The following is a 12,653-nucleotide window of genomic DNA, read 5'->3' as shown; positions in this document are numbered from 1 at the left end:
GCGCGAGGTCTTGGCGCTGCTTGGGCAACCGGATGAGGATGGCACAATCGCTGCGGCAATGGCGACGACCTCGGCACGGCAAGCATCTTCGCGCGGCTCCGGCGCTCCGCGACGATCATGTCGTGCGCGTTCTCAGCATCGTCATGGCCGAGACACTTGAAGCCGGCAGCGCCGTCATCGAGGCGCTCGGCAAGCATCTGAATGTCGACATCGGCCCTTGCTGGCAACCGGACGACGCATTCTCGACCTGTTGCGCGACAAGGAAATTGCCAATTCCATGCTTGCCGAAGTCGGCGGCGAACATGTCGCGGACGGCAGTGTCGCCGAAAAGGTGAAGACGCAAAAGAGGATCATCCGCGACTTTCTTTCGGGCGATAACGCCGCAGACAAGTCGAGACCTGGCTGCCGTGCTGGATGAAATTCCCGGTCGAAAGCTACACTGATCGAGGCGGCTTCCGCACCGCCGATCAATGGGCACGGGTCAGGTCGCTGTTCGTCTTCGAATAGCCTGTCACGGCCGGCCGCGGCTTCTCGGCAGCAGCCCTTCGGCACTGTACCCCGGTCGCAGTGGCTGCATGTTCGAGCTTCCTTTGCCCCGCATCGCGCACCAAAATCCAGGCCGGCAAACTCCTGATCCCCATGGGTCGGTCCGCCCGCCCGATGCCTGATCTGCGCCCAACCTGCGGTCACGATCTCGATCGGCGTGGGCACCTGATCAGCCGCAGGCCTTGTAAATTCCCGCCCCTCCTGCCTGGCTGTAGCGACCGCGTTTCCCACGATCTCCTGCTCTCTTCAAGGACCATTCCCCTGCGGCTGGCTTGTGACCTATGGGCGGATCCGGCCGCCCGAAACCCTCGCCGATCAGCTTTTTTCCCCGCCGCCTGCGGCGGCTTCCTCGCGCCGCTTCGCTTCAAAAAAGCTGCCCGCTCGGGTCCTCCGCTATCGCTTCGGCCCTGTCGGGTTCAGGCGGTCCGGACGCGCCCATTACGGTCCGCCATCGCAGGGGATGGTCCCCGGCGACAGCAAAAGGAGACTTCGAAATGACCGCGATCGGTTACGTCAACAAGCAGGAAAACGGCAGCTACAAGGGCCAGCTCAAGACGCTCAGCGTCCGCGCCGACATCGACATCGTCCCCAACCAGGCCAAGAGCGCCGACAACCATCCCGACTTCCGGGTGCTGACGCAAGGGGTCGAAGTTGGCGCCGGCTGGATCCGCACCGGCGAAACCTCCGGCAACGACTATGTGAGCCTGTCGATTGCGGCGCCGGAGTTCGGACCGCGCAAGCTCTACGCCAATCTCGGCCGCGCCGCCGGCCAGGACGATGACGACACCTACGCCATCATCTGGAACCCGGCCGACTGATCGGCCGACCCGAGCCTCGCGCCCCAGCCGGCGCGGGGCTCATTCCCAGGCGCTCCAGCCAAACCCATCCGCCCGAAAAGGCGGCGAAAACTCTCCCCGGACTCTTCGCCCGTCCCGGAGGCGATCTCGCTCGCCCATCCTCGCCCTCGCTTGTCCGAAGCGAAACGAGGATCACCATGGACGACGAAAACGAACGCGCGGCCCGCGCCAAAAAGGGCAGTCCCTTTCTCAGCACAGCCCAAGCAGCCTTCTATATCGGGCTCTCCCAGCGCACCCTGGAAAAGATGCGGCTCACGGGCGGCGGCCCGAAATTCCGCAAGCACGGCCGCTATGTCCGCTACCACATCGACGAACTCGACGGATGGTCGAAAGGACACCCACAGTACGCCGGTAACGAGGGTGGTGAGGCCGGTTCCGGCCAAGCCGGCCAGGGAGGCCGAGCATGAGCCGGCGCCCTTCCATCCGTCTGATCGGCAGCGGCCTGCGGCGCCTCCAGGCACCCAAAACCATCGCCGCTGCCGTGATTGGACTGACCCTGATCGGCTTCGCCGGCACCGTCAAACCAAGGCCCTGGCTGGTCTGGAACGCCTCGGCCAGCGCGCCCGTCGGCCTCTATCGCCTCGGGTTTGCAGCACCGGCTCGGGGCGATCTGGCGCTCGTCCGCCCGCCAGAATCGCTCGCCGAACTCGCCGCCCAACGCGGCTATCTGCCCCGCAACGTGCCGCTGGTAAAACGTCTTGCCGCGCTGCCGGGCGACGAAGTCTGCACCTTCAATGAAGCGGTCATCATCGACGGCGAGATCGTTGCGCGACGGCTGGCGAAGGATACCAGAGGCCGCCCGCTGCCACGGTGGAACGGGTGCCGGACACTCGCCGACAACGAAATCTTCCTGCTCGGCAGCGACGATATTCGGTCATTCGACAGCCGCTATTTCGGGCCGGTGCCGCGCGCAAATGTCGTCGGGAGGCTCGTGCCGCTATGGACCGAGTGACCCTCCTGATGTTCGGCACGATCGCGTTTGCGCCATGCGCCTGTTCCGCATCGACCGGCGCTGAGCCGGTCGCCATCTCCCAAATTCCGCAGCTTCATAGGTGGCACCAGTTCACAGGCGAAGCAAGCAGACGCTTCCGTATTCCTCAGGCCTGGATTTACGCGGTCATGGAGGCCGAAAGCGGCGGCAAGACCATGCTCGACGGCCGCCCAATTACCTCACGCGCGGGCGCAATGGGCCTCATGCAGGTGATGCCGGAAACGTATGAGGACATGCGTGCCGAGCACGGTCTGGGAGCCGATCCGCACGATCCGCGTGACAATATTCTCGCCGGAACCGCCTATCTCAGCGCCATGTTTGACCGCTTCGGATTCCCCGGCCTGTTTGCCGCCTATAACGCAGGACCCGAGCGCTACGAAGAGCATTTGAAGCGTGGGAAGCCGCTGCCCAAGGAGACAGCTGCCTATCTTAAACAGCTCAGGGGGAAGGGGATTTCGGCGGACGACATTGATCAATTCGAAGGGGACTCCAAGGCGCCAAACAGCCAAAACGCTCCCTCCGGCCGCTCGCTCTTCTTCCTTCGTAACGGCGTTCGCGCCGGCGAAGCGAAAGGCGATCTCTTTGTGCCGCTGCGCGTCAATCGCGCTCGGACGAAACCGAATGGCGGGTGACTCGGCGAGCGGGCGGTTTGCGGGGCGGGAAAGGGCGGGTGCGGAAGCCGGAAAGCGGAAGGGCGGCGTAAGGCAAGATAAAGGCATTGCCTCCAGGAGGCGGCGAAGTCTTTGTCTGCACATCGTTTTTCCTGGAGGCTGCTGGCAGAGCCGGGAGTGCGGAATACGCAAGTATCTGACACTGCTTGAGATTTCTGGGAGGCCACGATGCAGGATGACGAATTCAGGCCGAAGCTCGGCAGAATAGGCTCGCGCGGCTCGAAGGCAGGCAAACGCTTCGCCAGCCAGGTCCTGGCGGCGATCAACAGAGCCGGCGGCCGGCCCCAGCCCGGCGGCCGCTTTAACGGCAGCTGGGCAGGGCGCGGCGGAGCGGCCGCCGCGCTGCTGAAATCACGCGACAGGTATGCTGCCTTCCGGCAGCGGCGGGTGGTGGTCAAGGCGCGCGTCGTCAAGCTGGCCGGCAAAGGCCAGGGTGGGGCGCGTGCGCATCTGCGCTACATCCAACGCGACGGCGTTACCCGGGAAGGCGCGCCTGGCGAGCTCTACGGCGCCGACAGTGATCGCGTCGACAGCAAGGCCTTCCTTGATCGTGCCGATGGCGATCGGCATCAATTCCGCTTCATCGTCGCACCCGAAGACGGCATCCAGTATGACGACCTGAAGCCACTCACGCGCCGGCTCATGGCGCAGATGGAGGAGGATCTCGGCACGAAGCTCGACTGGGTTGCCGTCGATCATTTCAACACCGGCCACCCGCACACCCATATTATCGTCCGTGGCAAGGACGACCGCGGCGAGAACCTCGTCATTGCGCGGGAATATATCTCAAGCGGAATCCGCGAACGGACCGCCGAGCTGGTCAGCCTCGATCTCGGTCCACGAACCGATCGCGAGATCGAGCACCGCCTGCGCCAGGAAATGGAGCAGGAGCGCTTCACCAGCATCGACCGGCAGCTGCTCAGCATGCGCGACAGCGATGGACTGGTTTCTCCGGTCGGCCGCAACGACTTTCGACAGACCCTGCACCAGGGCCGCCTGCGCAAACTCGGACGGATGGGTCTGGCCGAGGAGATCAGCTCCGGCCGCTGGCGCCTCGACGATGAGCTCGAAGCGACACTGCAGCGCATCGGCGAGCGCGGTGACATAATCAAGACGATGCACCGAGACATTGCGGGTAGAGGACTATCCCGAAGTGCAGCCGACTGTGTGATCCACGATCAATCCGGGCAGCTCGCGCAACCTTTCGTTGGCCGCCTTGTGGCGCGCGGGCTTGCCGACGAGATCAACGACCGCCACTACCTCATTGTGGATGGGGTGGACGGGAAAAGCCACTACATCGATGTCGGCAAAGGCGAGGCCACCGAACCGACGCCCGACGGCTGCATCGTCCGTGTCACGCCAAGAAACACCGGGCCGAGGCAGGTTGACCGCACCGTGGCCGAGATCGCTGCCGTCCACGGCGGGCGCTACAATGTTGATATCCACCTGAAGCATGATCCGTCTGCCAGCGAACGCTTCGCCGAAACCCATGTGCGTCGTCTGGAAGCCATTCGCCGCGAAACCGGCACTGTCAGGCGCGAAGCCGACGGCACATGGATTATCGCGCCGAACCATCTCGACCAAGTCGCCGACTACGAGCGCAAGCGAGCCATGGCTGTGCCTGTTGTCGTCGACAAGCTCTCATCAATGTCGCTTGATCAGCAAATCGGGTTCGACGGTGCCACCTGGATCGACCGGGAAATGGTTTCCGATTCACCGGAGGCCCTGCGCAACTCCGGCTTTGGCCGTGACGTGCGGGAGGCGCAAGCCCGCAGGCGGCAATGGCTGATTGCTCAGGGTCTCGCGCATGAAGAGCAGGACCGCACCGTCTATCGCGCCAACATGATTTCGATCCTCCGCCAGCGTGAACTGAACCGTGTTGCCGGTCAGCTCTCGGAAGAGCTCGGTCTGTCCTATGCTGAAGTGCGACCCGGAGACCGGGTACAAGGCACTCTCCGCCGCTCAGTTGAGCTCGCCAGCGGCAAATACGCCCTTATCGAGAAATCGCGCGAGTTTGTGCTCGTCCCGTGGCGGCCGGTGCTCGAGCGGCATGTCGGCAAAGAGATTTCTGGCATAGTGCAGCGAGACGGTATCTCCTGGAACATCGGTCGGCAAAGGAGTGGGCCTAGCGTTTCATAACTTGTGTGGCAGCCATGCGTGAGTGCGGTGTGCCTTGGATGGCCCGGCAAGAGTTCGACCAAGGCGCTCCGAGAGCGTGAGTGCCACCAGCTCTGGTAGGTCTATCGAACCAACGACAGCGCGCCCCGTGGCCAATTGCGATCCCATTCTAACCAAGATGCTCGGGCTCGCGCCAGATCGCCGTTAAGCTTGCCGGAGCTCGTGCAAACGTCGAGGACATTTACTGAACCAGCTCGACAAAAAACAAGGGATCGAGCTCCTCCCGGCTGCTGTCGCTGTGGATGCCCTTCCACATGGCATGAGGATAAGGGCATTCCGAGCAACGAGTCCGCCTCCGCTTCAATGGCTCGCGAACGATCTGACGAGGTCGAGCAGTTTGGCCATGCGCTTCGAGCATCAGAGTATCGCCGCTTTCCAAGCTGATCGGTGGACGAGGTGAACCGCTCTTATGCTCGGAAAAGCCGAGGCTCGTCGCACCGATGGGGTGTAACGATGTCGACATCGGCGATAAACGTTACGAGCATCGTCGGCTGTAGGCGAGCATCATGCTTCCGTCCCAACTCGGGAGGGAGCCATGAGCAGCCCCAACACCTCGAAAATTGGCCTTGCCTACTCAAAAGACCGGACCGTGCGCAGCCGATTCATAACCCAGCAACGGCACATAAAAACGAACTGCTGCTGCGCATGTCTCCGGCCGACCCGCAATTGCTCAGCCCACACCTTCACCGCAGCTATCTGCCATTGAGAACCCAACTCGAAACCGCAAACGCCCCTATAGAGGCTGTCTACTGAGATGGGGATCGGCCCGGTGGTGGCGAAACTCCGGCCGGAGCTCGACGCCGAAGTTGTCGTAGTCCGGTTCTTGTAGCACATCAGCTGTCCGCTTTGGGTTGACGGCGAAGCCCGGATGAAAGCGGATGAACACCCGGGGCCGCTTGCTGGTTCAGTTGACTGCCGCGGCAGGCTCCTGCGCATGTGCTTGTCGCTGCCCTTGCGTCGTTTCCGGTGAAGCGCCGACCTCGTGTCGAGACGCAGTCAAGGTTGGCCGCCGCGCTGCCGCGGGCGCTGCGACGCTTCCAGGCCACGCCTTGAGGGGCGTTGAGCAGCCGGCCGGGATGTAAGCGTGCCGATGGAAGTCAGGGTCGTTGCCACGCGCTGTTTGGCATTGTCCAGAACTGATGAGTTTGGCGCAAGTTCCAGACGGCCGACAGTGCGCGTGAGCAAACATGCAGGAGTTTGCCAAGGCGGCCAGCAAGGCAGTCGAACAGGCAAAGGGAAGGTCTGGGTGACTGCATCCCTCAGCGGAGATGACGAGTAGCCCGCCGCTTCGATCTGATGAGTTCAAGCAGCTCAGCCTCATCCGCGTCAGCCTCTTCTTCCAACGCGACTAAAATATCCAGGGCGAGGTTGTCGGCCTCCAACGATGAGCGGGCGATATGCTCGTCACTGCATATCTGGTCGAATACCCGTTGGCATAGATCGAGATCGGCAGGGTATAGACCGGCCCGTTTGAACGGCATTTTGAAAACCCCTAAGCATTGTAGCAGTCAATGGTTCTAAGGGCCGTTAACTGGGCGAGTCAACAGCATGTAAAAAGCGGACATTGCGATAATCGTTACGCCTCAGCCGACTACGGAAACTCGTCCCAACTGGCGGTTGGTGGACGCAAGCCGGCACCGCGCGTACCGTTTCTCGCTGGTCAACACGTCCTCTTCTATCCACTGGCTGGATGGCAGCCATCCCAACAATCGATTTTACCTGTTTTACCGAATTCTACTAGGAGGCTCAGCGCCGGGCGGTGCCCTTCGGGTCGGCTGAGGCTACCGGGAAGAATTCGGAGACGATCATGTGCGGGATTGTTGGCATCGTTGGGCATCAGCCGGTGTCTGATCGGTTGGTCGACGCTTTGAAGCGTCTCGAATATCGAGGATATGACTCAGCCGGCGTTGCCACCATCACCGAGGGCTCGTTGCACTGCCGGCGCGCCAAGGGCAAGCTCATCAATCTCGAGACGAGGTTGAAGGAAGAGCCGCTGAGTGGCACCATCGGCATCGCACACACGCGCTGGGCAACGCATGGGGCACCGACTGAGCGCAACGCGCACCCGCACTTTACGGACGGTGTGGCCGTCGTTCACAACGGCATTATCGAGAATTTCGCCGAGTTGAAGGACGAACTGGTGGCGGCGGGCGCCGAGTTCCAGACCGACACCGACAGCGAGGTCGTCGTGCATCTCTTGGCAAGACACCGCCGGGAGGGCATGGGGCGGGGTGAGGCAATGCACGCCATGCTGAAGCGCGTCAGGGGCGCCTACGCGCTTGCCATTCTCTTCGAGGATGATCCGTCGACCATCATGGCGGCGCGCAATGGACCACCGCTGGCGATCGGTCACGGCGACGGCGAGATGTTCCTGGGCTCCGACGCCATGGCGCTAGCTCCCTTCACAAATGCAATCACATATCTCGTCGACGGCGACTGGGCCGTTATCGGCAAGGCAGGCGCCGATATCTTCGATTTCGATGGCCATCCCGTCGAACGTCCGCGCCAGACTTCCACGGCCGGGGCATACCTGGCCAACAAGGGCAACCGTCGCCACTTCATGGAGAAGGAAATTTACGAGCAGCCCGAGGTCATCGCCCGTGCGCTCGATCATTACATCAACTTCGAAGGGAATCGCGTCGATGCGGTTTCGAGCATAGATTTCGCCAGCATCCCGAGCCTGGCGATCTCGGCTTGCGGCACCGCCTATCTGGCCGGACTGATCGCAAAATACTGGTTCGAGCGCTATGCGCGCCTGCCGGTCGAAATCGACGTTGCGTCCGAATTCCGCTACCGGGAGATCCCGTTGCCGCCGGAATCGGCGGCTCTTTTCATTTCGCAATCCGGCGAAACCGCCGATACGCTCGCGTCCCTGAGGTACTGCAAGGGGCGTGGGCTGAAAACCGGCGCTGTCGTCAATTCCCGCGAATCGACCATCGCTCGGGAGGCCGACGCGATCTTCCCGATCCTTGCCGGCCCGGAGATCGGCGTCGCCTCCACCAAGGCTTTCACGTGCCAGCTTGCGGTTCTGGCCACACTCGCCATCGGCGCTGCCAAGGACCGTGGAACGCTAACTGAATATGAGGTGAAGGCGCTCGTCCGGAGCCTTGCCGAAATGCCGGGCGTCATGGGCCGGGTACTGAACAGCATCCAGCCAGATATCGAGCTCCTGTCGCGCGAACTGTCAAAGTGTCATGGTGTCCTGTATATTGGCCGCGGCACCAGTTTCCCACTGGCGATGGAAGGTGCGCTGAAGCTCAAGGAGATTTCCTACATCCATGCTGAGGGCTATGCGGCTGGCGAATTGAAGCATGGTCCGATCGCATTGATAGACGAGAACATGCCAGTGATCGTCATCGCGCCACATGATCGCTTTTTCAACAAGACCGTCTCCAATATGGAGGAAGCGGCCGCCCGTGGAGGGCGGATTATCCTCATCACCGATGAAAATGGGGCCGCTGCGTCGAAACTCGACACGATGCATACGATCGTGCTGCCGGCCGTCGACGAGATTATCGCACCTATGATTTTCTCGCTGCCGATACAGCTTCTTGCCTATCATACGGCGGTCTCCATGGGCAAAGATGTCGACCAGCCGCGCAATCTCGCAAAATCGGTTACCGTCGAATGATTGTGACGCGCTCATAGGTGGCATGCGTCCATCGGAAATACACTTCCAAGCGTCACCGGCATTTGGATGTCGACGAGACGCAGATCAGGTCTGCGGCCAAGTGGACATATTTGCTCCACCGAAAGGTTCCAGTCTGAGCGGTCCTGCCCATTCCCTCATCGCACCTGGTCGTGCGTAGTGCGCATTTCAGTTCACATCGCGCCGCGCGATGCTTGGCCCCGCATGTCCAGAACTGCGGAGCAAGCCAATGACGCCTACGAAGTTGCTGATTGGGCAGATCGCCGTCGTGTTCGCAATCGTGATACTCGGCGTATGGGCGGCCACGCAGTGGTGCGCCCACATGCTCGGCCATCAACCGCCACTCGGCGCGCCATGGTTAGTCGCGGCTGGCTGGCAGATCTACAAGCCGTGGAAACTGTTCGAATGGTGGTTCCACTTCGACGCTTATGCGCCCGAGGTCTTCGATAAGGCCGGTGCGCTTGCCGGCGCCAGTGGGTTCGTGGGCTGTGCCGCCGCGATCGCCGGCTCGCTCTGGCGCGCGCGACAGCTCGGGTCGGTCACCACATATGGGTCGTCAAGGTGGGCCGCGACTCACGAGATCGAGACGGCAGGGCTGTTTCGGCCGGCCGGCGTTTTCCTAGGCAAGCTGAAGGATCGTTATCTGCGCCATGACGGGCCCGAGCACGTCATGGCCTTTGCCCCAACACGATCAGGCAAGGGCATCGGACTGGTTGTTCCAACTCTTCTGTCCTGGACCGGCTCGGCCGTCATTCACGATATAAAAGGCGAGAACTGGCAGTTGACCTCCGGCTGGCGCTCGAAGTTCTCCTACTGTCTTCTGTTCAATCCGACCGATCCGAGGTCGGCGCGCTATAACCCGCTGCTGGAGGTACGAAAAGGTCCAGACGAGGTCCGCGACGTCCAGAACATCGCCGACATCCTGGTAGATCCGGAAGGCGCGCTGGACCGGCGGAACCACTGGGAGAAAACCAGTCACTCACTCTTGGTCGGCGCCATTTTGCACGTGCTTTACGCCGAAGAGGAAAAGACGCTCGCTCGCGTCGCCACCTTCCTGTCGGACCCGCAACGCTCGTTTGCCGCGACACTACGGCGGATGATGACGACCAACCATCTCGGCGCGGCGGATAAGCCCCAGGTCCATCCTGTCGTGGCCTCGGCAGCTCGCGAGGTGTTGAACAAGTCGGAGAACGAGCGTTCAGGCGTTCTTTCGACCGCCATGTCGTTCCTCGGCCTCTATCGCGATCCTACGGTGGCGGCAGCGACATCAGCCTGCGACTGGCGCATTGCCGACCTCCTGGATGCTGAGCGACCGATGTCACTCTATCTGGTCGTGCCGCCATCGGACATCTCGCGCATGAAGCCGCTGGTGCGACTTGTGCTCAATCAGATCGGCAGGCGTCTGACAGAGCGGCTGGAGGGGGATCCTAAGAAGAGCAGGACCCATCAACTGCTCATGATGCTGGACGAATTCCCGGCGCTCGGTCGCCTTGATTTCTTCGAAACCGCGCTCGCCTTCATGGCCGGCTATGGCATCCGTGCATATCTGATCGCGCAATCCTTGAACCAGATCTCCAAGGCGTATGGGGACAACAATGCCATTCTCGACAACTGCCATGTGCGGATTGCCTTTTCCTCCAATGACGAGCGCACGGCCAAACGCATTTCGGACGCGCTCGGCACGGCAACGGAGCTGAGGTCCATGCGCAACTATGCCGGCCATCGCTTGGCCCCCTGGCTGTCGCACGTGATGGTTAGCCGCCAGGAGACCGCCCGCCCACTATTGACACCGGGCGAGGTGATGCAGTTGCCGCAAGCCGATGAACTGGTGTTGGTTTCAGGGCTGCCGCCGATCCGGGCGAAGAAGCTGCGCTACTACCAGGATCAAAATTTCACCGAGCGCGTGCTTTCTGCGCCGGTATTGCGCGACGGCGCTTACGCGGATCGGCCAGTACCGCGCCCGGACTGTTGGATCGGGCAGGTGCGGGGCGTTGACCGCCGTCTTGCTGGCGGCGGCGAAAGCGCGGGCGAGGCAATTGAAGATGAAGGAGGTGTCCAGCAACAGCGACATCCGGGTCTGCCTGAAGAGCATACAGCCGTCACCCTGGAGCCCGACCGGGACGACCTGCTCAAGCCCGCGGACGATGATAGCGAGGCAGTTGCCGACAGGCGCGTGATGGACCGAATTTCCACTGCCGCACGCGCCTATGGCATCAACGAGGGAACGGGCGACAACAAGGACATCGTACCCGGCTTCTGAAAGAAGCTGCCGAAGACAGAGCGCAAATCAGCGTAGATAACGGCCATAAGCAATTTCGAGGAAGTCGCCGATGCTCGTTCCCGCCCGCGCAACAGCGCTGGGACAGTTGGAACGAGCCACATGAGCCCTCAGCGCATTCGTCATCAGTTTCTGCTCGAACCCGACCTGAGCAAGAAACTGGACGACCTCAACCGCGATCCATCGACGACCAAATCAGCGATCGTGGCGAAGGCAGTCGAGGCCTTTATCGAGCGGCGTGGCGAGAACGAGCTCGACCGGCGCTACGGCGTAAGGCTCGACCGTCTTTCTCGTGACCTCGGTCATCTCAGACGCGACGTCGAGATGATCCTAGAGAGCCTGGCGCTCTTCATTCGCTTTTCTATCACGCTTCATGCTCACACGCCAGTCCCGGACAGGGCGACGCAAGCGATTGCCCAGGAGCGCTTCGACAAATTCGTCGAGCAAGTGGGCCGCCAGATCGCCTCCGGCAAACGGTCGCTTGGGACGGATAATGGCGGGGGAGGGGAAGGATGAGTTCTCATCCGGAGGTCGACCATCGCCATCGTGCCATGTTGCGCACCGCCATGGGCCCGGCAATCGCTGAGGCCCTTGCCGATTCATCTGTTGTCGAGGTGATGGTCAATCCCGACGGTGCGCTGCGGCTCGACCGGCTGGGAGAAGGTCGGGTCGGTACCGGCGTGCATATGCACCCATCCGAGGCGGAACGCATCGTTCGCCTGGTCGCTTCCCATGTGCGTGCCGAGGCGCATGCGGGTAGTCCGATCGTCAGCGCCGAACTGCCCTCGGGTGAGCGCTTCGAGGGGCTGTTGCCGCCAGTCGTTCTGGCGCCATGCTTCGCCATCCGTAAACCGGCCGCAAAACTCTACACGTTGGCCAACTATGTCGCCGACCAAATCATGCTGCCGCTGCAGGCCGATGCGCTGAGGAAGGCCGTGCGCGAGCGGCGCAACATATTGGTCGCAGGCGGCACGTCGTCGGGTAAAACCACGCTCGCCAATGCGCTGCTGGTCGAAGTCGCGGAATGCGACGAGCGGGTGATCTTGATCGAAGACACACGCGAGCTGCAGTGCGCTGCCAAGGACTGCGTTGCACTCAGGACAAGACGGGGCTCGGTGACGCTTGCCGATCTCGTACGCTCGACACTGCGGCTCAGGCCCGACCGCATCGTCGTCGGCGAAGTCCGGGGTGCGGAAGCCCTCGATATGCTGAAGGCATGGAACACTGGCCACCCCGGCGGCATCGCAACGGTTCACGCCAATTCGGCGCGCTCCGCCCTCTACCGGATCGAGCAACTCGCGCAGGAAGGCGTCGTCACTGTACCACGCCGTCTGATCGCCGATGCCATCGATCTGATTGTCTTCATCGCCGGGCGCGGATCCTCGCGCCGCATTGACGCCATCGCCGAGGTCACCGGTCTCGACGGCAGCGGCGATTACGCCGTCACCCAACTGACGCTCCCGCAACTTCAGCAGTTTTGAAA

The 12,653-nt window shown here is 62.0% G+C and carries 11 protein-coding genes; 10 read left to right on the top strand and 1 reads right to left on the bottom strand.

The window, feature by feature from the left end; genetic code table 11:
• Positions 1 to 217: 217 nt before the first annotated feature.
• The 6 genes from AC0L2K_RS23745 to rlxS all read left to right on the top strand — a co-directional run bounded on the left by AC0L2K_RS23745 (position 218) and on the right by rlxS (position 5,204).
• The gene (locus AC0L2K_RS23745; protein WP_473532471.1) at positions 218 to 418 is read left to right on the top strand and encodes a hypothetical protein; all 201 of its coding nucleotides are present in this window, start codon (positions 218 to 220) and stop codon (positions 416 to 418) included.
• A gap of 622 nt (positions 419 to 1,040) precedes the next feature.
• On the top strand, positions 1,041 to 1,364 hold the full coding sequence (locus tag AC0L2K_RS23740; protein ID WP_473532470.1) for a DUF736 domain-containing protein: 324 nt from the start codon (positions 1,041 to 1,043) through the stop codon (positions 1,362 to 1,364).
• A 176-nt stretch (positions 1,365 to 1,540) separates the two neighbouring features.
• The gene (locus tag AC0L2K_RS23735) at positions 1,541 to 1,810 is read left to right on the top strand and encodes a helix-turn-helix transcriptional regulator (protein ID WP_473479475.1); all 270 of its coding nucleotides are present in this window, start codon (positions 1,541 to 1,543) and stop codon (positions 1,808 to 1,810) included.
• Complete coding sequence (locus AC0L2K_RS23730; RefSeq protein ID WP_473532469.1) at positions 1,807 to 2,355, top strand: S26 family signal peptidase; 549 nt, start codon at positions 1,807 to 1,809, stop codon at positions 2,353 to 2,355. The genes AC0L2K_RS23735 and AC0L2K_RS23730 overlap by 4 nt, the downstream gene beginning before the upstream one ends.
• Entirely contained in the window at positions 2,343 to 3,026 is a 684-nt protein-coding gene (locus AC0L2K_RS23725; RefSeq protein WP_473532468.1) for a lytic transglycosylase domain-containing protein, read from the top strand. The genes AC0L2K_RS23730 and AC0L2K_RS23725 overlap by 13 nt, the downstream gene beginning before the upstream one ends.
• Before the next feature lie 207 nt (positions 3,027 to 3,233).
• Positions 3,234 to 5,204 carry a relaxase/mobilization nuclease RlxS gene (rlxS, locus tag AC0L2K_RS23720; protein ID WP_473532467.1) on the top strand — a complete coding sequence of 657 codons (1,971 nt, stop codon included), beginning with the start codon at positions 3,234 to 3,236 and terminating at the stop codon, positions 5,202 to 5,204.
• A 1,298-nt stretch (positions 5,205 to 6,502) separates the two neighbouring features.
• Here the strand turns inward: rlxS and AC0L2K_RS23715 are convergent.
• Positions 6,503 to 6,724 (bottom strand): hypothetical protein, encoded by a 222-nt coding sequence (locus AC0L2K_RS23715; protein ID WP_473479490.1) that lies wholly within the window; start codon positions 6,722 to 6,724, stop codon positions 6,503 to 6,505.
• Between the two features lie 326 nt (positions 6,725 to 7,050).
• On the opposite strand from AC0L2K_RS23715, the gene glmS reads away from it, so the two are divergent.
• From glmS to trbB, 4 genes are all read left to right on the top strand, one after another.
• A complete protein-coding gene (gene glmS / locus AC0L2K_RS23710; protein ID WP_473532466.1) occupies positions 7,051 to 8,874 on the top strand; it encodes a glutamine--fructose-6-phosphate transaminase (isomerizing) in 1,824 nt (607 codons plus the stop codon).
• Positions 8,875 to 9,121: 247 nt separating this feature from the next.
• A complete protein-coding gene (locus AC0L2K_RS23705) occupies positions 9,122 to 11,152 on the top strand; it encodes a conjugal transfer protein TraG (protein WP_473532465.1) in 2,031 nt (676 codons plus the stop codon).
• A gap of 120 nt (positions 11,153 to 11,272) precedes the next feature.
• Positions 11,273 to 11,686, top strand: coding sequence for a CopG family transcriptional regulator (locus tag AC0L2K_RS23700; protein ID WP_065010491.1), 414 nt, complete (start codon positions 11,273 to 11,275; stop codon positions 11,684 to 11,686).
• Complete coding sequence (gene trbB, locus AC0L2K_RS23695; protein ID WP_473532464.1) at positions 11,683 to 12,651, top strand: P-type conjugative transfer ATPase TrbB; 969 nt, start codon at positions 11,683 to 11,685, stop codon at positions 12,649 to 12,651. Before AC0L2K_RS23700 ends, trbB begins: the two co-directional genes overlap by 4 nt.
• The last annotated feature ends 2 nt before the right edge of the window (positions 12,652 to 12,653 follow it).

Source organism: Mesorhizobium sp. WSM4817 (assembly GCF_055811135.1).
Note: the sequence above shows the minus strand (reverse complement) of the source record. Positions and strands in the feature narration are given on the sequence as shown.